Below are 22727 nucleotides of genomic sequence, written 5' to 3'. Positions count from 1 at the left end.
CTCCAATAGAACTTAAGGAGGTTCTAATTCTTGGTGATGGCACTATCAAAGTCAAATTAAGATTTCATTAAATCCTTGTGGTTATTTGTAAGTATCTGATAGATTGATGGAAAATAAACATTTTTGCAAGTTTATAGGTCAATTCTCTCCGGCGCTACGCGCATGACTTCTTCAATGGTGGTGATACCAGCGGCGACTTTTTCGGCACCGCTGAGACGTAAAGGTCGCATACCTTCCTTAATAGCTTGCTTTTGTAAAGTTGCGATGTCGCAGCCTTCTACAATTATTCTTTGCAGGCTAGGGCTGTTTTCAAAGATTTCGTAAATGCCAATCCGGCCGGCAAAGCCAGTGTTGCGGCATTCCTTACAGCCAACCGCTTGATAGATTTTTTTCGGTGTGGCCACTTTAAACGGTGCGACCAGGGCTTGCCATTGTGCTTCATCAACGGTAATAGCGGTCTTGCAGTGGCACAACACCCGAATCAGGCGTTGGGCCATGATGCCTAACAGGGTTTGTTGAATCAAATAAGCCGGAACACCAATGTTAAGTAAGCGTGTGACTGCTGCGGGTGCGTTGTTTGTATGTAGGGTGGAAAACACTAAGTGCCCGGTCAGCGAAGCTTGTACGGCCATTTCAGCAGTTTCCATGTCACGAATCTCGCCGACCATGATGATGTCCGGGTCTTGTCGCATTAAGGTGCGGATGCCGCTGGCAAAATCCAGTCCGATGCCGGCATGCACTTGCATTTGATTAAAGCTGGGTTCGATTTGCTCGATGGGGTCTTCGACTGTACAGAGGTTGATTTCCGGCGTCGCCAATCTTTTTAGAGTGGAATACAGCGTGGTGGTTTTGCCGGAACCGGTGGGGCCGGTGACCAGAATAATGCCATGGCTTTGGCTGGTCATTTGGTTCCAGATCTTGAGTTCCTGCTTGTTGAAACCTAGTTGTTCGTAATTACGTAACAGGACTTCCGGATCGAATATGCGCATCACCAGTTTTTCGCCAAATGCAGTCGGCATGGTGGAGAGTCTGAGCTCGATTTCTTTGCCGCTGATGCTCTGGGTTTTGATACGACCATCTTGCGGTAGCCGTTTTTCAGCGATATTCATCCGACCGATAATTTTCAAGCGACTTAGCACCGCATTCAAAATCGGTTTGGGTAATTGATAGACCTGGTGCAGAATGCCGTCTATTCTAAAGCGCACATTGCCTTGTTGGCGGCGCGGCTCGATATGGATGTCGCTGGCGCGTTGATCAAAAGCAAATTGCAGCAGCCAGTTGACCAGATTGACAATGTGCTGGTTATTGGCATCCAAATCGGCATTTTTGCTGAGCTCAAGTAGTTGTTCGAAATTTTGTACGGCGTTATTGTCGTTTTGGCCGCTTTGGCTGCCAGCGCCTTTTAACGAACTGGAAAAATTGTAAAACTCATTTAGATAACGTTTGATTTCATCCGGGTTGGCAAAGACGCAATGAATCTGGCCGCTGTGCATTTTGGCTAAATCTTGTTTCCAGGATTGTACCCAGGGTTCTGCAGTAGCCACCACGATTTCATCGTCGCTGATTTTAATCGGCAGAATGTTGTAATTGCTGGCGTAGGCTTTGCTAAACAGTGTAGTGACTTTTGCCACATCTATGCGCAGCGGATCGAAGTAGTAATAAAACATGGCTAGTTTCTTGGCCAGCCATTGTGTGAGGTCTTCTTGTGTGATGAGTTTGCCAAGCATGGATTTGTCGGCAAGCTCACATTCAGCGAGTATTTTAAGCGGGTGTTTGTGGCTGTTTATCCCGGCCTGAGCATATTGGCGGCATTTCTCAAGGTCTGTTGTAGACAGTATGTCATCATCTTCCAGCCAGACGATGACTTGATGAATATCCAGTTTTTGGTCTTCGGTTTTACTTTCTTCTCGCATCAGCATTTATAGCTCGTCGTTGTATTCCGCTTCATCCAGAATAATCGAGCCATCTGCAGCCCAGTTGACTTTGGTAATGCCGGGTTCTTCGGCTTCGAGGGCTTTTAAAATGCTTTCTTGATGATTCAATTGTGCTTGCTGCTGGCGAACTTGATCAGCCAGTTCTTTGTTTTCCTGCAATATCCGTTTCAATTCCAGGCCTTTCTCAATGGCATTCAGAATTTCAAGGTTGTTCCAGGGTTTATTGATAAAGCGAAACACACCCAGCATGTTGATGGCGTTTTGAGCTGTATCAAGGTCGGCATAACCTGTTACGATCATGCGTATTGCATTGGGTTGAATGGTCATGAATTTCTCCAGAAAACTGATGCCATCCATTTCCGGCATTTTGTAATCCGAAATGACAATGTCAAATTCATTGGCTGCAGCCAACAACAAAGCTTCCGGGCCACAACTGGCTGTAGTGATTGAATAATGCTTTAATACTCTCGCAAGTGCTTTTAAGATGTTGGCTTCATCATCGACGAGTAGAATTTTTGCAGTCTCAGGATTCATGTTTTGATGTCTGTTAGTTTTAACTGTAAGTTATAGCATAAAGGAAAAATATGGCTTTGGAAGTATCGGACGAATCGCAATTACAGTTTTTATATAAATTGGCGTTTGTCGATGGCAAAAAGCTGGAGTTTCCCATCAATATCGACAAAGCTAGCAATCGTTTTATTCCGCAGCAACATGAAGCGGTGCCGGTTTGGGCTGCGCTGGAATATCATCAATGCAGCAATTGCCCTTTAAAAAAAACCGACGTACCGTTGTGCCCGGTCGCTGCTAATTTGGTGCCATTGATTGATTTATGTGGTGCGATGACATCTTATCAAACCGTACAGCTGGAAGTTGTAACTCCAGAGCGCAGTATTAGCGGCGAGACTAGCGTGCAACGGGTATTAAGTTCGATATTAGGCCTGATTATCGCCACCAGTCCCTGTCCTCATACTGAGTATCTTAAACCGATGGCTCGCTTTCATTTGCCGCTGGCCAGTGAGGATGAAACTATTTATCGCACTAGCTCCATGTTTTTGCTGGCGCAATATTTTTTATACAAAGATGGCAAAACTTATTCGCTAGATCTGGATGGCTTGACGAACATTTACAAGGAATTAAAAACTATTAACCGTGCTCTGGCCGGGCGTTTGAGGTCAGCGATTACTGAAGATGGTGCGGTGAACGGGATTATTTTGTTGGATTTACTGTCGCAATCGGTGTCATGTTCGATCGAGGATGGCATGGAAGAGCTACGCTATTTATTCAAGCGTTATGGAGTGAACTAGCCTAAATTAAATCCGCACTTTAAGAACCAAGTCTTTGCTGTGTCTGCGCATTTCCAGCACTTTATCGACTTGACTATTGGTCAGTATTTGGTCTTTTAAATACAGTATACCGTTGTGTATGATTTCAGCCGCTTCCATGCCAGGTTGTAATTGAGTCCAGGATATTTCGATAATCGGCCGCTCATCCTCTGATTTTGACTCTGTCAGCATTTGTAAAAAATGTTCAACTACCTCAGGATCATAGAGACTGTTGCTTTTTTTCAGCAGATACTGATGAGCTTGCTCTATGCTCATGACTTTGCCGGTGATAAATCCATCCAGGCAACAGATGTAATCGCGTATCACAGCTAAAATTCTGGAACCCAGCGGGATTTTATCGCCAGCCCAACCACTCGGCTCACCGGTGCCATCAAAATACTCATGCTGATACAGGATGAGTTCTGCAGCATTTTGTAGTTGATCAATACCATTTAACAAACCCCAACCTTCCTGTCCGTGGTTCAGGTAGCGTCGTTTACCCGCAGTGGTCATTTCATTGAGCGGTTGCCGAAGCAGATTGTCTGGTAAGCTGATTTTGCCTATTTGTAATAACAAGCCGGCATAAAGAATATCTTTTTGCGCTTCGTTATCCACATTCATGTGTTGAGCCAGTGCTTTAGCGTTTTCGGCAATGTATTTGGAATGGCCACTTTTGATGCCGGGTCGCATTTCGATGATGCGGGCAAAGGTTTTAATTGTGTTAGTAAATTGTTTTTTCAACACATTATGCGCGTTATCAATACGCTGCAAGGACAGTTTTAATTGCTCTGTCCGCAACTGCACTTTATTTTCCAACTGATCGTTTAGTAGTTTTAGTTCTTCGTTTTGCTGATTAATTATGGCAAATAATTGTCGCCGCTCTTCGCGTAAACGTTTTTGCTCTAGAGCATTATTGACTAAAATTTTTAATTCATTATCTTCCCAGGGTTTGCTGCAGTAACTATAAATCCGGCCTTTGTTGACGGCGGTAACTGTGGATTCAATGTCTGCGTAACCGGTCAATAATATACGTACGGTGTCGGGCCAGCGTTCGGCGGCCTGAGATAAAAACTCGGCCCCATCCATTTGTGGCATCCGCATATCGGAAATAATTAAGTCGACTGCATTTTCGCTGAGTACCTGCAAACCTTGTTCGCCATTTTCAGCCAGCAACACGTTGTAATCGGACGATCTGAATAGACGTTTAAGTGATTTCAGAATATTCGGTTCGTCATCAACAAATAACAAATTTGCAGGGGCAGCAGAAGTAGTGTCGTTCATGACCGTGTGGTTAGCGGATTTATAAATGGTTGGGTAAAGATACTCTAAATCTACTGCCTTTGCCGACAGTCGATTGCAAATCAAGCTTGCCTTTATGATCCTGGATGATTTTGTACGACAGCGATAATCCTAGACCCGTGCCTTTGCCTATCGGCTTGGTGGTGAAGAAGGGATCGAAAATTTTGGCTTGAATGTCAGCCGGGATGCCCTGGCCACTATCCTCTACTTCAAACCAGACCCAATCATCACCCTCGTAGCCGGTACGAAGATAGATTTTGCCGAAATCGTCTATCGCCTGTGCTGCGTTGACTAGTAAATTCAAAATCACCTGATTGATTTGGCTGCCGACGCAAATAAAAGGTTTTACCCCTGCATATTCTTTCAAGACTTCGGCTTTATATTTGATTTCATTATTGACGATATTCAAGGTGGCATTTATGCCTGCCTCAAGGTCAAACTGGCTTTCATCTTGTTTATCGATGCGGGAAAAATCCCGCAAATCCTGCACGATTTTTTTGGCTCGCGTAGCGCCTTCTAAGGCTTCTTTGACCAGATCGGGAATGTCTTCTCTCATGAAATCTAAATCGGTAGATTTTTGCAATTGGACAAACTCCCTGACAACAGGATTATCAGCCGGCAGTTGTTGGGCCACTAACTGGCCTGCATCGATGACTTGAAATAAATTCTGAATATATTGCTGCAATGTATTCAGGTTGGAACTAATGTAGCCTAGGGGATTATTGATTTCATGGGCTACCCCAGCCGCTAATTGCCCCAAAGATGCCATTTTTTCAGATTGAACCAGATGGCTTTGGACTTCTTTCAGTTGTTGATTGAGGGCTAGCTGTTGGTTCTTTTCGACTTCAAGATGTTGATTAGCTTCTACTAATTGTTTAGTGCGTTGATTCACCAACTGTTCTAAATTAACCTCAGCTTGTTTCTGCAGGCTGATGTCCATGCCAAACCCCAGCAAGCCGGCAAATTCGCCATTTTTGCGGATGCGAGGCACAATTTTTTCCAGAACCCACAGCTTGCCGTTTGCTGGGGTATGCAAGCGAAATTCAATTTGTTGTTCTTGTAACCCGCTGCTGGCAGTGGCATACGCCTTTGTGACCAGCTCAATATCGTCTGGATCGATAGCGTCATGCCAGTTGCTTTTATTGAGCGTCTCTTTTGACAGACCAAAGGTATGTAACCAAAATTGATTGCAAAAAATAGGCACATTTTTATTATTGGTGATCCAGATCAGTGCGGGTAATTGATCGGCTAATTCTTTAAAGCGGTTTTCACTTTCCCGCAAAGCCGAATACAAATTACTTTGCATGATGTCTGTTTGTTCTTTTCTGATCAGCTCTTCGTTGCTCGAACCTTTTTTTGTCAGTTCAAGCACCATTTGTTTATCCGAAAACAAAATATGATCCATCAGCCATTTCACTAGAAAATCGATAAGATCATTAGACACGGTTTCAGGGTTTTTGATGGCATTTTCCCGTTCCTGACTTACTTTTTGAACGAATTCCTGATGTTGCTCTTTGTGTTTAGCGAAGTGATTGCTGTCATAGCCTCCTTCCAGCATAAAGCGTTCTTCGTCTTCAAAGTGATAGTGGGTGTAATCAATCAATTCATCCACCAGCTTTAACACTTTTTGTGGTTCGTAACCCAGCGCAACCGCTTCGTCGAGCTGATTGAGGATTTCAACCAGATGTTGGTGTTGCTTATCCACAGAGGGTACGCCAAGTTCGAGTTGATTACTCCAGGTTAAAATTGCCATTGTGTTTCTGTTTTGAAATTGTTTAGGATAAAACCATTAGGGCTGACCACGTCCTAAGGCTGGAGGTTAAAGTTGTTTGGATAATACACGACAACGGCCTCTAGTGATAAGCCAAGATTCTATTCTATGTGGCGTACAATTTAGATTAGTCGTTTTCAAGGTTTATGGTGGATATGGAAAGAGTTTATTTATTAAACCCTGATTGACAGCCCGGTCTGGCATGTCAATACTCTAAAGTTAGTGGGTCCTGATCGCAAACTCAAATGGAGTGTTTGGTTATGAAAGTGGGTCTGATCAAAGAAATCAAAAGCAGAGAAAGTCGAGTAGGTTTGACACCGGATGGCGTGGCGGCATTGGTGGCGCGCGGACATCATGTTTTGGTTGAAAAGAGTGCCGGTGTTGGCTCCGGTTTTAGCGATGCCATGTATCAGCAGGCAGGTGCACAAATCTGCAGTACTGCCCAAGCCTGGGATAATGAATTAATTATCAAGGTTAAAGAACCGATTGAAGCGGAATACTGCTTTTTGAAACAGCAGATCGTGTTTACCTTTTTTCATTTGGCAGGCGTGCCGCTGGCCTTGACTAAAGCCTTGCTGGCCGGCAAAACCAGTGCCGTGGCTTACGAGACCTTGGAAGATGCAAACGGTCGATTGCCTTTATTAGCGCCGATGAGTGCGGTTGCCGGCAACATGGCGGTGCAAATGGGTTGTCATTTTCTGGCAGCCTATCAGGGCGGTAAAGGCGTCATGTTAGGCGCGGTGTTGGGTAAACACTACGGAAATGTTTTGATCATTGGTGATGGCGTGGTGGGGAGTCACGCAGCCCGCACAGCTGTGGGTTTGGGCGCCAATGTCACCGTCGCCGGGTTATTTCCGGAAAATGCTATTCGCTTGCAGCGTGACATTTCTTCAGATATTGCTTATGTGATTTCAGAGCCAGACACGATTCAAGAACATTTGCGCACAGCTGATTTAGTGGTTGGCGCGGTATTGATTCATGGTGCCCGTGCCACGCATGTAGTGACCGATGCCATGGTGCAGAGTATGCAGCCCGGTTCGGTGATAGTCGATGTCAGTATCGATCAGGGCGGCTGTATCGAAACGGCGCATGCCACTGGCCATGATAATCCGGTTTATGAAAAACACGGTGTGATTCATTATTGTGTCAGCAATATGCCAGGCGCTTATCCGTGTACATCGACCTTGGCATTGACCGATGCGACTTTACCTTATGTATTAAAACTGGCCGATAAGGGCTTGATGGCTTTGCAGCAGGATACTGGGTTTGCCAAAGCCTTAAATACTCACCAAGGTTATATCAGCTGTCTGCCGGTAGCAGAATCATTGGCATTAATGGACAATTACCGGCCATTTTCAGCTGATTTTATCGGTGCCTAAAATACCTCTTTAGCAAGGATAGTTTTGATGAATATGAGCCAGATGGAGTTGCTGCGGGTTTTGCAGGAAACTCAGTTTAATCTCAGCAAAGCGGCAGAAAAAATGCACGTGGTGCAATCGGCTGTCAGTCGACAATTACAATTGCTGGAAATGGAATTAGGTTCACCCTTATTCGAACGTCAAGGTAAGCGATTGCAGGGATTGACGCCGCTGGGTGAACGCGTGATGCAGGAAGTCGAGCAGATTCATCAGGCTAAGAAAAACATCCAAAGCATAGCCGAAGATTTTCGCGATAGTCGCCACGGTACCTTGCATATTGCTACAACCCACACCCAGGCAAAATATTTGCTCCCGGTGCCGGTGCAAAAATTCCGACAGAGATATCCCGGCATCAAGATTTATATGGTGCAGTCGTCGCCGGATAATCTGATTGAGTTATTGCATAGCCATCGGGCTGATATCGCCATTTGCACTGAAAAACTGGCTGATGACCCACGACTGATTTTAGAGCCTTGTTATGAATGGCATCATGTTGCCATCGTGCCGCAAGAGCACGTTTTAGCTGAGGGTAAGCTGACGCTGCAGCGACTGGCGACACAGCCTATTTTGACTTACAGTCCGGGTTTTACCGGACGCACTGCCATCGAAAAAGCCTTTAATGATGCGGATTTAGAACCGGATATTGTTTTGGCGGCAGCCGATTCCGATATCATTAAGACTTATGTCAGATTGGGGCTAGGCGTCGGCATCATTGCTGAAACCTCTTATGAAGCTACAAAAGACAACGATCTGCTGGCGCTGGACTTGGGGCAGCTAATCTCATCGTCGGTGACTAAAGTGGCCTATTTAAAGCAACTTTATTTACCCTCTTACTGCCGATACTTTATCGATGCGCTGTTGCAGCAGGCACAATCCAAAAGCGCAAATTCTAAGGGCAGTAAACTACAAGCCAAAGCTTGATTTAAAGTACAAAACAGCTAGCACTAAATAGACAATAAAACTAAGCCCCAATAACCAGGGACGATGGCGTGGGCGCGCCCATTCCGGTAAATGCGGCGGCAATAGACGATGATTTAGAAAATATAGCGCCACAGGAAATATCAGTGTGCCAATAAAGCCAATCAATGCGCTGATTAAAATCAACGGCCCAGGTGCATCCAATTGCATGGTAAATGAAGTTATCAGCGTCAATAAGCCTAAGAAAATGTAATACCACTGTCTAGCCGGTAAACGGCGGCTGTTTGGGAACAGCGTCATTACAATGTCGGTTTGTATGCGGCTGACTGCATCGGCGGTGGCTAGCCAGGTATCGGTTAAAAATGCCGCAGCAATGACTAAAAACAGCAAGCGGCCAATTTCGCCCCAGCTGACGGCAAAAAACTGACTTTGCACCACGGCCAACTCATATTCTTGTGGCAACAAGCCTTTTGGAAATAAAAGCGCGTAAGCCAGCAAACAAGTCATTAAGGTGGTTAGCAAATTACCGATGATGCCGACCAGAATGTCTGTGCTTAGAAAACGCCGCCAGGTCGACCAGTTTTTTGCGCTTTCGACTTCGTTGCTGGGTAAAAAGCCATCGCTGACGACCGCTTCTTCCGTACCTCCCAAGCCAGTGATGCGTCCCACCAGACTAGCCATGCCGGCACCTTTGTCGCGCAGCCAGTAGGAGTAAAACAAAATCCAGAAACCACCCAGACCGGCAAAGGTAATCGCAGTTAATAACTTGCTGGCATCGGCATTATCCCAAGCGCGCGGCATGCTGCCGACAGGGCCGAGCAAGCCTTGGGCAAATTCCGGCAAGGTTGCCAGTACGTCGCTTTGCATGCAGGCTGACAACAAGCCTAGTACGGTCACCACAGCGACTAGTTTCATAAAGCGTTCGATTAAGGTATACACCACACCGCTGGCTAAAATGGCGGTGACGAACACCGCAATCGAGGCATAACCCCAAAACAGGCTTTGCCCACGTTGCGTCCAACCGATAGGCCAATGGGTGAGTTCCGCCATTGCGGTGCCACCGGCTGAAGCAAAAGCACCGAACCATAAAAACGATACCGTCATCAGCAACCACAAAAATACCCCGAAACCACGATGCAAACGGATAAAGCCATGAAAAATGCTCTCGCCGGTCAGCATGGTGTAGCGACCTATTTCCAGGTTCAACGGATATTGCAGCAAACAGGCAGGTGCTAGCAGCCATAAAAACGTCAGGCCGTATTTAGCCACCATATACGGCCACCAGATCAGCTCGCCGCTGCCTTGCGCAAGCGCCATCCACACCACGCCGGGTCCAAGTGCTGCCCACCAGCCGGGAAATGCCGGCATCGCGCGGCGGGAAAGTTGACTTAGATCAGCGATATTCATGTTGAGTTTATATAGTCGGTATTGAATGGGATTACTAAAACAAACCGCTGATAACTCCAGCATCACTGATGTCGATGCGTTCTGCTGCTGGTACTTTCGGCAAGCCTGGCATGGTCATCATGTCGCCGGCGATCGCAACGATAAAACCAGCGCCATTGGCTAGTCTGACTTCGCTGATTTCAACCGTGTGACCTGAGGGTGCACCTTTGCTGTTGGGATTGGTAGAAAATGACATCTGGGTTTTGGCCATACAAATGGGGAAATGGCCGTGGTTAACCTGCAGGGCTTTGATTTCAGCCATGACCTTAGGGCTGGCGCTGATAGCTGCGGCGCCATATAGCTTGGTGGCGATGGTTTCGATCTTATCCCACAGGGGTTGCTCAGCGTCATAGACGTAACTGAATTCCGCTGCGCGATTGTCGACAATAGCCAAGACTTCACGGGCTAGGTCTTCAGCGCCGGCACCACCTTGCGCCCAATGTTTGGATAGCACGCATTTTGCCCCAATCGCTTCGCATTTTTGTTGTAGTAAGGCAATTTCCGCATCGGTATCGAAACTGAAATGGTTGATACAGACTATGCAGGGCAGGCCGTAATGGTTTTTGATGTTGTTGAAATGGCGTTCCAGGTTGGCAAAACCGGTTTCCAAGGCGGCCAGATTTTCGACATTCAAGTCTTCTTTATTGACGCCGCCATGAAATTTTAACGCGCGTACGGTCGCAACCAAAACCATGATCGAGGGTTTTAGGCCTGACATGCGGCATTTGATGTCGATGAATTTTTCCGCTCCCAAATCAGCGCCGAAACCGGCTTCGGTCACCGCATAATCGGCTAATTTTAATGCTGTTTGGGTGGCGGTGACAGTGTTGCAGCCGTGGGCAATATTAGCAAATGGGCCGCCGTGGATAATCGCCAGATTGTTTTCCAGAGTTTGCACCAGATTCGGTTTGATGGCGTCTTTTAACAGGGCTGCCATAGCGCCATGGGCTTTTAAGTCACGCGCGTAAACCGGCGTGATCCTGTCGGATTTATAAGCAATCACGATACGACCCAGGCGTTCTTTTAAATCGGCGCGACTGGTCGCTAAACACAAAATGGCCATCACTTCGGAGGCGACGACGATATCAAAACCGTCTTCACGCAAATAGCCGTTGGCAGGACCACCTTGGCCGATGGTGATTTTACGCAAAGCACGGTCATTCATGTCTATGACGCGTTTCCATTGAATGCGACGCGGGTCAATATCCAGCGCATTACCGTGGTTGATGTGGTTGTCAATCAAAGCGGATAGCAAGTTGTGCGCTACGCCAATCGCGTGAAAGTCGCCGGTAAAATGCAGATTGATGTCTTCCATTGGCACCACTTGCGAATAACCGCCACCAGCAGCACCACCTTTGACGCCAAAGCAGGGGCCTAAGGAGGGTTCGCGCAAACACATGATGGTTTTTTTGCCCAGTCTATTCAGTGCATCACCCAAGCCTACTGTGGTGGTGGTTTTACCTTCACCTGCCGGGGTAGGACTGATGGCAGTGACTAAAATCAGTTTACCGTTGCTGTTATTGGTCAGGCTATTGACGTATTCCAGCGATATTTTGGCTTTGTAATGGCCGTAAGGGTCCAGGTGCTCAGCAGGGATGCCGAATGTTTCGCCGGCTAAATCGATGATGGGGCGCATTTTTGCCTGTTGAGCAATTTCAATGTCTGACATGCAGGTCTCCAAACGAGAATAAGTGATGAGTGAGTTTTAGGGATTTAAGTCAGCCTAAGGCTTTAATTTTGCGAAATTGACAGCTTAGGCTGAGAAATTGCGGCTATTTTAGCGATTAAACGCCTTGATTGTTGGGATTTACCCAATCACGCCGAATGGCAGCGGCTCTGCTTCGATGGTCCAGACAGGGTAGGCTTGCATGATGTATTTAAACAACGGAGAAGCTAAAAATGCCTGTAACCATTGGCATAATAAAGGGTAGGGGCTGGTGTTAAACCATGCGGCGTCCACGGCGGCAAATTGGCGCACAAAAGGGGCTATTGCAGCATCGATTAGGCTGAAATGGTCACTAAACAAATAACTGGTGTTCTGCAATCGGTGCTCAAGTTCAGCCAGAAACACTTCAGCTTGTTGACGGTAGTACGCCATTGGCTGTTCTGGATAACGATCAGCATACTTGTAGCGATCCAAAGCCTGTTTAAATTCGCCGTCGTTACTTTTTACTAATGCTTGTGCGGCTGGGTTTTTCCAGCTTGATAGCCAGGCGTTTGTATCATGGATTTCCAAAGCCCACAGCATAATGTCCAGGCTTTCATCAATGATTTGTCCATTGGGTAACACCAGCACTGGTACAGTGCCTTTTGGCGACACCGACAACATGTCGGCTGGTTTGTTACGTAACTCGATTTCTCGTAGCGTTACCAAAACGCCGGCGTTGGCAATGGCCAAGCGGGCTCGCATGGCATAAGGACAACGTCTGAAACTGTAAAGAACGGGGTGATTATTTGATGAAGACCTTGAGTGCATAGACTGACGGATACGGGTGGATTACCTCGTGGTAATCCACCTAACAGGGTTAAGATTCTGAATACACCGGAAAACGTGAGCACAATAATTTTACTTTATTGCGCACAGAATCAATGACATTTTCATCGTTCATGTTTTCCATCACATCGCACATTAAGCTGGCGATTTCGCGCATCTGATCTTCTTTAAAGCCACGCGTAGTGGGTGCCGGTGTGCCGACACGGATGCCGCTGGTGATAAACGGGGATTGCGGGTCGTTTGGTACGGCGTTTTTGTTGACGGTGATATGTGCGCGATTTAAAGCAGCATCCGCATCTTTGCCGGTAATGCCTTTGGCAATTAAGGACACCAGCATTAAGTGATTGTCGGTGCCGCCGGATACTACATCAAATCCGCGTTTCATGAATACTTCCGCCATCGCCTGGGCGTTTTTTACCACTTGCAGTTGGTAGGTTTTAAATTCCGGACTCATGGCTTCTTTGAAGGCCACTGCTTTGGCTGCAATTACATGCATCAGCGGGCCGCCTTGAATGCCGGGGAAAATGTTGGAGTTAAGTTTCTTCTCCAAATCCGGGTTGCTTTTGCACAAAATCAAGCCGCCGCGTGGGCCGCGCAAGGATTTATGCGTGGTGCTGGTAACGACATCAGCTATCGGTACCGGATTGGGGTAGAGGCCAGCAGCCACCAAGCCTGCCACATGGGCCATATCGACGACCAGATAAGCGCCGACTTTGTCGGCGATATCGCGGAAACGTTGCCAGTCCCAAATGCGTGAATAGGCTGAGAAACCGGCAATGATCATTTTGGGTTTGTGTTCCAGGGCCAGGGCTTCGACTTGCTCGTAATCAATTTCGCCGGTGGTGGGGTTTAAGCCGTATTGAATGGCATTATAGATTTTGCCGGAAAAATTGGGTTTGGCACCGTGGGTTAAATGCCCGCCATCGGCCAGGCTTAAGCCCAATATGGTGTCGCCCGGCTGTACCAGTGCCATGAATACCGCCATGTTCGCTTGTGAACCGGAATGTGGTTGTACATTCGCATAATCGGCGCCAAAGAGTTCTTTGGCCCGATCGATGGCCAGTTGTTCGGCGATATCGACATATTCACAGCCACCGTAATAACGTTTTCCCGGATAGCCTTCGGCGTATTTGTTGGTCAATAAAGTGCCTTGCGCCTCCATAACCCTTGGACTGGTGTAGTTTTCCGAAGCAATCAGTTCGATATGATCTTCCTGGCGCCGACGCTCTTGTTCGATGGCTTTATATAACTCATTATCAAAATCTTTGATGGTCATGGATGGGCTAAACATAGTGTCTCCTGGTGGGGTTTTATTCTGTAAAAGGATGCAGCAATAGGATTTGTAGGTCCGCAACGTTGGTGCCTGTGGCGCCTATCGTCACTAAAGCGTTGGCGGCATGTAATGCAGTGTAAGAATCATTGTTTAGCAACGCGGTTTCAGGATCAATGCCGGCGTCGCGTATTTTGTTTAAGGTCTGGCGATTGACGATGCCTCCGGCCTCGTCTGTCGGACCGTCACGGCCATCGGTGCCGGCACTTAAAAATGTCCATTCACAAGGCAGGGCATGCTTTTCTGCGGCCAAGGCAAAGGCCAATGCCATTTCCTGATTGCGGCCACCTTTACCGTTGCCGGTAACAGTGACTGTGGTTTCGCCGCCGGCGATTTGGGCGCTGGCTTGGGTTAAGCCTTCGACCATCTGCCCTTTGCAATCTAATAACCATTGTTCTGCCACTGCGCGCGCTTCGCCTTCTAATTGTTTGTTGTAGATGGTGGTAACAAAATTTTGTTGCTGTGCTGCTGTAAATACGGCATCGACACTGATGCTGTTGCTGCCGATTAAAGTCTGGGTCGTTTGTTTAAAAATCGGCTCGCCAGGCTTCAATGTTTCTTGATGCAAACCTGCTGCACCAGCTTCCAAATAGTTTTTTACAGTAAACGGCGCTTTATCCCAAACCTTTTTACTTTTGAATACTTCAATCGCATCAGAAAATGTGCTGGTATCGGCGACTGTGGGGCCACTGGCTATGGCGCTGAGATCGTTGTCCAGTACATCAGATAATATCAAGGCCTGTAAATCAGCTGGAGCGGCCAGTCTAGCCAGTCCGCCACCTTTGATTTTTGATAAATGCTTACGTACGCAATTGATTTGGTTGATGTTTGCCCCGCAGGCTAATAACAATTCGGTAGCGGCAATTTTATCCGCCAGGCTGATGCCTTCGACAGGGTAGGGCAGCAAGGCTGAGCCGCCGCCGGAAATCAATGCTAACACCAGCTGGTTTTGCTTGGCATTCAGGCATTTTTCTGCAACCTTTTCTGCAGCCAGCAAACCATTTTGATCCGGCAGCGGGTGACCGGCACCAATTACCTCAAAGCCATCGACTGGAGTTACATTGTCGTAGGTGGTAACAATAATCCCGGGTTCGAGTAGCTTGTCGGTTGCGATTGCTTGTCGGGCAGCCTTCGCCATCGCACAAGCCGCTTTGCCGAAGGCGATGATATGAATTTTAGCGTCGTTGTTGCGGTGAAAGTAGTGATTATCACTATTTGACAAACATCTTTTGACGGCTGTCTGTGGGTCGGCTGACGCAACACCTGCCCGGAAAAATGCAAGGCATTGTTCACGCAAAATTGCCAATTGTTGAGCCATTTTTAAATAGTATCGATTAGGCCATTTGTTTAGCTAACTGGAAAATAACTTCGGCATCAAACACCTGTTTATTATCTTCAAACAGCTTGGCGATACAGGCTCTGTGTAAGGCCAATTTTAGGGTGCCGAAGCCAATAGCGCCCCAGACAATTTTACCGTTACGAATTTCGCCTTTATCCATTACCTGCATGCCGCCAATACCGACCGGTGGGGTGGCATTGGCGTCGGCCAATACTTCCAGCTTAGGGTTATCTTGCCAGTGTTCCGGTTTAAGCAGCTCTACCCCTGCCGCGCCTGTCGCCAAAACGATGTTGGCGTCCTGAATGATTGCGGCTCTTGCATCCAAATCAGCCGCTTCCAGAGGGGTTAAATCGACATTAAAGCGTTCTTTCATTGCAAAGCAGGCTTTTTCTGCATTAAAGATATGTCTGGAAGAAATGCTAACCTGGGCGCCCTCAAGAGCCATCATTGCAGCGGCACGTTGGCCGACTGGACCGGTGCCGGCTAATACCACGACTTTTTTACCGGCCAGTTGAGTGCTTTGGCCAATTCTGGCTACCGCGGCGGCGGCTGTAGTGTTACTGCCATTGCTGTCCAGCATCACAGACACTTGAAAGCCGGGAAAAAAGTGTTTTTGTACAGCGGCTAGTAAGTCTTGCCCGGCGGTTATATTGCTGCCACCTATGAAAATAGCAGTGTTTTTTTTGTCTTTTGGTGCGCGGGTGAATATACAGCCATCAACCAAACCGCCGATATTTTCAGCGGTGAGTCCGCCATGGCCGATAACATGGTCAGCGCCGCCGTCGTAGGCCACAACCGTGTCGAAAACCGAAGGATGTGTGTCAGTGTCGAACTGGAATAACAGCTTTTTCATTAACTTACCTGATAAAATTGGCGGTGGTTTTGTGGCGCGCCATTATACAGGGATATTAAGCGGGTCGCTTTAGATTGCGACGCCCGTCTATGACTGGAATGTGGTAAGGTTTACAAAAAAAGAGTGTGTAAATGCGCTTCTATAGCAGTGCGTTTTTTTACATCAACACCTAAAACTATAAGGACTCCTATGAAAACCCCCGTTGATATTGCCGTTACAGGTGCCGCAGGTCAGATCAGTTATTCATTGTTATTTCGTTTGGCGGCCGGTGATTTGCTTGGCCCCGATCAACCGATTGTGTTGCGCTTGTTAGAAATCACCCCGGCTTTGGAGGTATTGAAAGGAGTGGTGATGGAATTGAATGATTGCGCATTTCCTTTACTGAATAAAGTCATCATTACCGATGATGCCAAAGTAGCATTTGATAATGTCGATTATGCCTTTTTAGTGGGTGCCAGACCGCGTAAGGAAGGTATGCTTAGAAGCGATTTACTGTCGCAAAATGCCGAGATTTTTCGGGTGCAGGGCAAGGCGCTTAATGACGTCGCCAGCCGAAAGGTCAAAGCTTTGGTGACCGGAAATCCGGCTAATACCAATGCCTTTCTGGCGATCAATAATGCCCCGGATTTAGCACCGGAATGTTTTGCTGCTATGGCTATGCTGGATCACACCCGCGCAATAAGTATGTTAGCGCAAAAATGTGGTGTACTCACTCGGGATGTCAAGAATATCAGTGTCTGGGGAAATCATTCCTGCATGCAATATCCCGACTTGCATCACGCCTGGGTCAAAGGTCAAAAAGCCCTATCTCTGGTGGAACAGGAGTGGTTTGTTAACGAATTCATACCCACGCTTCAGCATCGCGGCACCCAAGTGATCAAGGCCCGTGGTCAATCCAGTGCGGCCTCTGCCGCCAACGCAGCCATCAAGCATATGTTTACCTGGATAAACGGCACCGAGGAAGGTGACTGGGTCAGCATGGCCGTGCCATCCGATGGTAGCTATGGCATTGAGTCCGGCTTGGTGTTTTCTTTTCCAGTCACGGTTACCGATGGTGTTTACAATATTGTTAAGGGCTTGGATATCAATGAATTCAGCCTGGAAAGACTGCGCCAAAACGAAGCGGAATTGATCGAGGAAAGGCAGGCTGTGAGGCATTTGTTATAGATTGTCCGATTTAGACAAGCTATAAAATCAAAAAACGCCTCGCCGGGCTGTAATGAAATCCGGGAAAGGGTTTCCAAATCCCGGATTTCGCTGCGCTACATCCGGGCTACCCCGGCTTATGTTGTTTTGAGTTTAGCAGAGAACTTTTTTCCTTCTCTTTACGCCCAGTAAACCGGAAATCGCCGTGATAAATAACCAGACCGATGAAGGTAGTGGTACGGCTGATGTGGGTAAGGGTGCTGAGGAAATGTTTAATTCGTAGCCGGCATAATCATCATACATATTGCCATTGTTGCCACCTAACATGAGGGTGTAAATCATATTGGCTTCGGCTTGAAAACTGAGAGTGTTGCTAGTCAGTCCAGTGTCCGGATCGACAAGTGTGCGGGTGATATAGGGGTGACTGTAAACAGTGGATATTGTCGTGTAGGTTGCGGTAGTAGTGGTTTGAACGCCAAATGGGTCTGTTGTGGTTTGAGCGTTGCTGTTGATGGTGGTAGTGATGGATTCGCTGTAGCCTGGAAGGTCGGCTGCACTATTGAAAACGGGATAGCCGTAATGATTATAATCAGGATTTTGAGGCGCCCCTTGATAGATCGTCATGCCATAGTTGCCAGCAGGATTTGAAATGCCGGTGATAGTGAGGTTGATGGTTTGTGCGACGTCGGATTTAAATAAGCCGATATCTATAGAATGCCGGGTACCTGCTCCTCTGGGATTTGATGGGTCTCGCCAGGCACCTGCTGAAGTGTCGATGTCTGCATAAATGCCATAGCGGTTAAACGCATCCTGTTGGGAAATGGTCAGGCTGTCACCAGTGTTGGTGATATTGGCCGCCCAATTCAGTGCCATGCCGCCCTTGGTTAAAAAAGGCGTGGAGGTCGGCCCACTAGTGCCTACCCAGCCAGGAGTGGCAGCATTTGGGTCGCCCGGTGATGGCGTGTCAAATCCCCATACATAACCGTCAGTTTCATACGATGGTGCAACCGGGGTGTTTGAGGCTCCATACAAATTGTACATCGTGGTGGATGCGTGCGCATTGGTTAATGGTGTAAGCGATAATGCTGCACCAGTCATGACCAGATAAATGGCTTGAGTTAATTTTTTTGCTTCTAGCATGATGAACTTCTCCTGAATGACGGGGTTAGGTGCAAGCTATGTCGCTACTATCCTCAGCATGAAAGTAGAGGTTGTATTTCTTGGGCAGCAAAGGCTTGCAACTAGACAAAGGCAATTATTACGCCAATTTTATTCAAGGTATTGGGATGAGCAGCGCAACCTATAAAATGCAGCTTTTGGAGATTTGGGGAGCAAATGAAACGACAAAGTCATTAATATGTAATGCGGCATATGCCTGAAAGTGCGGCAAATGACTCATATGGAGAGCGAGTGGTTATTGCGTATGCTTGAATAGTTGCACAGCCGCTATTGAGTATCTACTGTGCAGGAATTCAGCGACGCTCTGATTACAACGGGATGACGTTCTCAGCTTGTGGGCCTTTGGCACCGTTAGTTATTTCCATCGTGACGCGTTGGCCTTCTTTCAAGGATTTACGACCGCTGCCCTGAATGGCGTTGAAGTGTACAAACACATCTTTGCCGCCGTCTTGCTCGATGAAGCCGAAACCTTTTTCATCGTTGAACCACTTTACTTTGCCTTCTACTTGCGCTGCCATAAATCTCTCTTAAATTAAAAACCATGATAGGTATATTGTTTATACCCACGGCGATTATGCCTTAATTTAATTAGAGGTGTGTAATTGATACGACAAAGCCAGAGGCTTAGAGTTTGCGCAAGCCAACGTTTCAGCCAATGCGCCCAACATTCCCCTGCATGTTGCGTTATCCCAGGCATCTGACTTCGTAGCCTATGCCATGGGTAGTCATCTCATGATGCGTGGTGAATACCGCCTCGTTTAATTTTAGCGGCTAAAATTTAGGATTAGAAGCCGGTCGTCAATTAGAGAAATTATAGAGTGATGTTGACGGTTATTTTGTCAATATATTGTTTTAAGTCACAGGATTATAGTCAAATCATTTTTATAAATTCGATATAGTATATGTTCGACTGATGTGTAAATTTTAGCGGCTAAAATAAAAATAAGCTTTCAGTGGAGCTAAATGCAAAACAGCTTTCTGTCTTTTCCGGTTTCAACACTGATTTCTTAGTCAAAACATAAATAGCTGCATCGGCCTGGAAAGATTACACGCTCTTTTATTGAAAGCCGGGCAAAGCTTTTCATGTACAGGTAGCAGAAATCACCTATTCCTTTGCCGAACACTGATGTAATAAAACATCAATCAAGAAGAACCAGCGATTATTGAAAATATTGGCAAAGATTGACAAAGTATGTCATAAATAAAAGCAATATTACGTCTGGGAGAATGAAAATGGCGACCATGAATATCTCTATTCCTGATCCGATGAAAGATTGGGTGCAGTCTCAAGTAGAAACCGGCGCTTACGCGAATTCGAGTGATTACGTGCGGGATTTAATCCGTCAGGATCAAGAAAAAAGAAACAAAATACAAGCCCTGCAAGCAGCGATCACAGCAGGCTTACAAAGCGGCGAAAGTGATAAATCGTTTGATGACATTATTCAAGCAGCCCGTAACAGTTTGAAAGATAATGCCTGATGAGCCGTTACATCTTTTCCAAGGAAGCGGAAAAAGACTTGATCGCCATCTATCGCTACGGGTATTTGAACTATGGCGAAAATCAGGCCGAGCGATATCAACAAGCCTTAAAACGGAAATGCCAATTTCTGTCGGACAACCCTTATTTATATCGGGAGCGCACAGAATTTAACCCACCAATGCGGTTTCATCCGCACCAGAAACATCTGATTATTTACCTCGCCAAATCCGATCATATTTTGATCGTCCGGATTCTGCATGAGCTCATGGATGTTGAACAGAATTTGGATGCGTAAGCCAATTAATCAATAACTTGAAAAATAACGCATAAATCAAACCCCATTATGCGGGTGTAGGCAAGTCGAAGGTTCGTAATCTGGCTGGTCAGTGCTCATTCCAGACTGTTCGCGTTGGTAGCATGACAATAAATCTCCTTAAACAACTGTTAGGAGTCTGTCATGAAACAAGAAAATAAAAACGTGCAACATGTTCCATGGAACAAAGGTAAGTTGATTGGTCAGAAATCGCCACTAAAATTGAAGGAAATCTGGTCTATTCGTATTCGTTTGCAAATGGCCAAAAACATACGCGAACTAGCTCTATTCAATCTTGCCATTGATAGCAAGCTCCGGGGATGTGATTTGGTCAAGCTTAAAGTCTGCGATGTTGCTCAAGGTGGTCGGGTGTCTTCGCGCGCGATCATAATGCAGCAGAAAACGCAAAGACCGGTTCAATTTGAGATAACTGAACAAACCAGAGACTCTTTGGCAAATTGGATTAGCCAAGCCCAACTGAAATCCGATGAGTATCTTTTTACAAGTCGAATTCACACTTCGCCGCACCTTTCTACACGGCAATATGCTCGAATAGTTGAGCATTGGGTTACATCAATTGGTCTTGATCCGTCTGCTTACGGAACTCATACGATGCGCCGCACAAAAGCGACCTTGGTATATCGTCGAACAAAAAATTTACGGGCTGTTCAGTTACTACTCGGTCATTCAAAACTAGAAAGTACTGTGAGGTATCTCGGCATAGAAGTTGACGACGCTCTGGAAATTTCAGAACAAACAGAAATTTAACCGCGCAATAAGGGAGCGGCTGTGCAAATTGTGGCCGCTACTTTAGTGAACGGGGTAAGCTCCGACTCCTTGCGACCCATTCTTGACTGCCGCGTTTCTCCGGCCAGTCAGACAATCCAGATTCTGCGAACTGGAGGGCTACAAAGCAGCCGTTGGTGACCTCACACAATCGGCCAAAACCTGCCAATCGCGACTGGCCGCTTTATGGCGATGAATAGAGCTGAATATAGTTCGGCAATGTGCCAACAGACGGTAAAATGTAAGATGGGCAATGCTTTTTATGAATGCCAGTATGCCTAAAAAACAGAGATTTTTTTAGATAATGCGACTGGAGCTGACCATGCGGTTTTATAGTTGGGATTCTATGTCCATTCGTTCGTGAAGAATACGGACTATTTCAATGAGGTTTGCGTTAATTTCACGGTAGTAAACAATATGCTTGCCTACTTTATGCTTACGATAGCCGCTCCGTATTTCGCTACAATCACGACCTTTCAGGTGATCGGATGCCAAAGCATAAAATGATTTATCAAGCGCGGTTAGATAAATGTTTCTTTGACGATTTCCCCAAGTATTTTGAGTATAGATGGCAATATCTTTAAGATCGGATTTAGCCTTATTGGTAAGTTCAAAACCTGGCATTAGTTAACACTTTCTTGGTCAAGCTCGGCTATTAAACCTTTTAAGGAATAATCAGCCCTGCCACTTTCCTCGCCGTCTATAAGGGCTTTTTGTAAAGCCGCTAATTTCAGTTCCCTCTCTTCTAACAAGCGTAAGCCTGCCCTGACTGTTTCGCTTGCCGATCCGTAGCGTCCCTCGTGAATTTGTTTGGCTATAAATTGTTCAAAGTGTGCGCCTATTGTCACACTGGTGATTTTTTGCTGCATAACTCTTGCCTCCTGTGATAAGTACCAATATATATTATTTAATATCACTTAATTGATCAAGATCAAAAAATATCCTGCATTGGCTCACATTTGATTGACTGGCCAGGGTTGATAGTGCCAAATTTCCAATGACCGCTATTGGGAAGCTTAAATCAGTATCCGAATGTCTCAAAGGGGTCGTATTGCCGCCGACTAAGTCGAGTGATTTCATTCATTATCAGTGGCTGCTTTCTTTAAATTTTTGGTGACTGGTTTGCGCCAAGAATGAATGACAGTTTTCATCGGAATACTCAAAACAAGGTCTATTTTTAGATGGATACTCCGGATATCACCAGGCTTTGCTTTTCTTCCGAATTGCCTCATAAGCACCTTTCATTGCGGATGGAAAAGTCATGGATTGTTTCCAGAAATCGGGGAAGTCCCCGCCTTTCTTGATCAGCAAAGCCGGGATAAAATGGGTGGCAGTTGGGGTTGCGATATCCCCCGGCAACCGTTTTTGGCATTCCCAGAAGGCTTTATAGTCGGGTCCAGCCAGAGAGGACATAAGGTTGCTTGCCGAAAAGCCGTCATTCACTACTGGCGTAATGGGGTAGTTACCACATAGCTGCAAAAACCGCCATCTTCGTTGGAATGAGTTGCCTGCTTTAATGGGGGGTTGGGTGAGTAGACCTGCCAAGTCGCCTCAGCAGGCCCTTATGTGGTAACTACCCCCTAAGGGGCGTGGTGCGCTGTATCTGGCTCAAAGCTGATTTTGAGCCGGGAGTTTGTTGCCTTGGCGATTTTTTCCAAGGTGCGGATAGTCGGGATATGTCCACCTTCAATACGGGCAA

22 protein-coding genes are annotated in these 22727 nt (G+C 46.5%); 7 read left to right on the top strand and 15 right to left on the bottom strand.

Going from position 1 to position 22727, the window contains the following annotated elements:
* Positions 1 to 131 precede the first annotated feature (131 nt).
* Together A1359_RS12990 and A1359_RS12985 are read right to left on the bottom strand one after the other, a co-directional pair.
* A complete protein-coding gene (locus A1359_RS12990) occupies positions 132 to 1919 on the bottom strand; it encodes a GspE/PulE family protein (protein ID WP_232322207.1) in 1788 nt (595 codons plus the stop codon).
* Positions 1920 to 2468, bottom strand: a complete 549-nt coding sequence (locus A1359_RS12985; RefSeq protein ID WP_066983546.1) for a response regulator — start codon at positions 2466 to 2468, stop codon at positions 1920 to 1922.
* Between the two features lie 50 nt (positions 2469 to 2518).
* On the opposite strand from A1359_RS12985, the gene A1359_RS12980 reads away from it, so the two are divergent.
* Positions 2519 to 3238 (top strand): DUF6901 family protein, encoded by a 720-nt coding sequence (locus A1359_RS12980; protein ID WP_066983543.1) that lies wholly within the window; start codon positions 2519 to 2521, stop codon positions 3236 to 3238.
* A gap of 6 nt (positions 3239 to 3244) precedes the next feature.
* Here the strand turns inward: A1359_RS12980 and A1359_RS12975 are convergent, their stop codons facing one another.
* On the bottom strand, positions 3245 to 4537 hold the full coding sequence (locus tag A1359_RS12975; protein ID WP_066983540.1) for an HD domain-containing phosphohydrolase: 1293 nt from the start codon (positions 4535 to 4537) through the stop codon (positions 3245 to 3247).
* 19 nt (positions 4538 to 4556) lie between these two features.
* Complete coding sequence (locus A1359_RS12970) at positions 4557 to 6308, bottom strand: bacteriohemerythrin (protein ID WP_066983537.1); 1752 nt, start codon at positions 6306 to 6308, stop codon at positions 4557 to 4559.
* A gap of 278 nt (positions 6309 to 6586) precedes the next feature.
* Here A1359_RS12970 and ald point away from each other — a divergent pair, with 278 nt between their 5' ends.
* Positions 6587 to 7705 (top strand): alanine dehydrogenase, encoded by a 1119-nt coding sequence (gene ald / locus A1359_RS12965; protein WP_066983534.1) that lies wholly within the window; start codon positions 6587 to 6589, stop codon positions 7703 to 7705.
* A 27-nt stretch (positions 7706 to 7732) separates the two neighbouring features.
* Complete coding sequence (locus tag A1359_RS12960; protein ID WP_066983531.1) at positions 7733 to 8665, top strand: LysR substrate-binding domain-containing protein; 933 nt, start codon at positions 7733 to 7735, stop codon at positions 8663 to 8665.
* Here A1359_RS12960 and A1359_RS12955 read toward each other — a convergent pair.
* The 6 genes from A1359_RS12955 to A1359_RS12930 all read right to left on the bottom strand — a co-directional run bounded on the left by A1359_RS12955 (position 8648) and on the right by A1359_RS12930 (position 16124).
* Positions 8648 to 10132: an Nramp family divalent metal transporter gene (locus A1359_RS12955; RefSeq protein WP_232322205.1), complete on the bottom strand. Its 1485-nt coding sequence runs from the start codon at positions 10130 to 10132 to the stop codon at positions 8648 to 8650. The genes A1359_RS12960 and A1359_RS12955 overlap by 18 nt on opposite strands.
* Entirely contained in the window at positions 10104 to 11777 is a 1674-nt protein-coding gene (locus A1359_RS12950; protein WP_066983528.1) for a formate--tetrahydrofolate ligase, read from the bottom strand. The genes A1359_RS12955 and A1359_RS12950 overlap by 29 nt, the downstream gene beginning before the upstream one ends.
* Before the next feature lie 138 nt (positions 11778 to 11915).
* On the bottom strand, positions 11916 to 12584 hold the full coding sequence (locus tag A1359_RS12945) for a glutathione S-transferase (RefSeq protein WP_083960624.1): 669 nt from the start codon (positions 12582 to 12584) through the stop codon (positions 11916 to 11918).
* Between the two features lie 49 nt (positions 12585 to 12633).
* On the bottom strand, positions 12634 to 13893 hold the full coding sequence (gene glyA, locus A1359_RS12940; protein WP_066983522.1) for a serine hydroxymethyltransferase: 1260 nt from the start codon (positions 13891 to 13893) through the stop codon (positions 12634 to 12636).
* Positions 13894 to 13912: 19 nt separating this feature from the next.
* Positions 13913 to 15250, bottom strand: coding sequence for a glycerate kinase type-2 family protein (locus tag A1359_RS12935; RefSeq protein WP_066983519.1), 1338 nt, complete (start codon positions 15248 to 15250; stop codon positions 13913 to 13915).
* 16 nt (positions 15251 to 15266) lie between these two features.
* A complete protein-coding gene (locus A1359_RS12930; RefSeq protein WP_066983516.1) occupies positions 15267 to 16124 on the bottom strand; it encodes an NADP-dependent methylenetetrahydromethanopterin/methylenetetrahydrofolate dehydrogenase in 858 nt (285 codons plus the stop codon).
* Between the two features lie 189 nt (positions 16125 to 16313).
* On the opposite strand from A1359_RS12930, the gene A1359_RS12925 reads away from it, so the two are divergent.
* The gene (locus A1359_RS12925; protein ID WP_066983513.1) at positions 16314 to 17291 is read left to right on the top strand and encodes a malate dehydrogenase; all 978 of its coding nucleotides are present in this window, start codon (positions 16314 to 16316) and stop codon (positions 17289 to 17291) included.
* A gap of 132 nt (positions 17292 to 17423) precedes the next feature.
* Here A1359_RS12925 and A1359_RS12920 read toward each other — a convergent pair whose 3' ends face one another.
* Together A1359_RS12920 and A1359_RS12915 are read right to left on the bottom strand one after the other, a co-directional pair.
* The gene (locus tag A1359_RS12920; protein WP_066983510.1) at positions 17424 to 18410 is read right to left on the bottom strand and encodes a VPLPA-CTERM sorting domain-containing protein; all 987 of its coding nucleotides are present in this window, start codon (positions 18408 to 18410) and stop codon (positions 17424 to 17426) included.
* A gap of 347 nt (positions 18411 to 18757) precedes the next feature.
* Positions 18758 to 18967 (bottom strand): cold-shock protein, encoded by a 210-nt coding sequence (locus tag A1359_RS12915; protein ID WP_066983507.1) that lies wholly within the window; start codon positions 18965 to 18967, stop codon positions 18758 to 18760.
* A gap of 715 nt (positions 18968 to 19682) precedes the next feature.
* On the opposite strand from A1359_RS12915, the gene A1359_RS12910 reads away from it, so the two are divergent.
* The 3 genes from A1359_RS12910 to A1359_RS12900 all read left to right on the top strand — a co-directional run bounded on the left by A1359_RS12910 (position 19683) and on the right by A1359_RS12900 (position 21010).
* On the top strand, positions 19683 to 19928 hold the full coding sequence (locus tag A1359_RS12910) for a type II toxin-antitoxin system ParD family antitoxin (RefSeq protein ID WP_066983605.1): 246 nt from the start codon (positions 19683 to 19685) through the stop codon (positions 19926 to 19928).
* Positions 19928 to 20224, top strand: coding sequence for a type II toxin-antitoxin system RelE/ParE family toxin (locus A1359_RS12905; protein ID WP_066983504.1), 297 nt, complete (start codon positions 19928 to 19930; stop codon positions 20222 to 20224). The genes A1359_RS12910 and A1359_RS12905 overlap by 1 nt, the downstream gene beginning before the upstream one ends.
* Positions 20225 to 20386: 162 nt before the next feature.
* Positions 20387 to 21010 carry a tyrosine-type recombinase/integrase gene (locus A1359_RS12900; RefSeq protein ID WP_066983501.1) on the top strand — a complete coding sequence of 208 codons (624 nt, stop codon included), beginning with the start codon at positions 20387 to 20389 and terminating at the stop codon, positions 21008 to 21010.
* A 348-nt stretch (positions 21011 to 21358) separates the two neighbouring features.
* On the opposite strand, the gene A1359_RS12895 is transcribed toward A1359_RS12900, so the two are convergent.
* The 3 genes from A1359_RS12895 to A1359_RS22820 form a co-directional block, all read right to left on the bottom strand.
* Entirely contained in the window at positions 21359 to 21652 is a 294-nt protein-coding gene (locus A1359_RS12895) for a type II toxin-antitoxin system RelE/ParE family toxin (protein WP_066983498.1), read from the bottom strand.
* Positions 21652 to 21897 (bottom strand): type II toxin-antitoxin system ParD family antitoxin, encoded by a 246-nt coding sequence (locus A1359_RS12890; RefSeq protein ID WP_066983495.1) that lies wholly within the window; start codon positions 21895 to 21897, stop codon positions 21652 to 21654. Before A1359_RS12890 ends, A1359_RS12895 begins: the two co-directional genes overlap by 1 nt.
* A gap of 328 nt (positions 21898 to 22225) precedes the next feature.
* Positions 22226 to 22573 carry a hypothetical protein gene (locus tag A1359_RS22820; protein ID WP_198159348.1) on the bottom strand — a complete coding sequence of 116 codons (348 nt, stop codon included), beginning with the start codon at positions 22571 to 22573 and terminating at the stop codon, positions 22226 to 22228.
* Positions 22574 to 22727 lie beyond the last annotated feature (154 nt).

The sequence above is a fragment of the Methylomonas lenta genome (assembly GCF_001644015.1).
Classification (GTDB): domain Bacteria; phylum Pseudomonadota; class Gammaproteobacteria; order Methylococcales; family Methylomonadaceae; genus Methylomonas; species Methylomonas lenta.
Note: the sequence above shows the minus strand (reverse complement) of the source record. Positions and strands in the feature narration are given on the sequence as shown.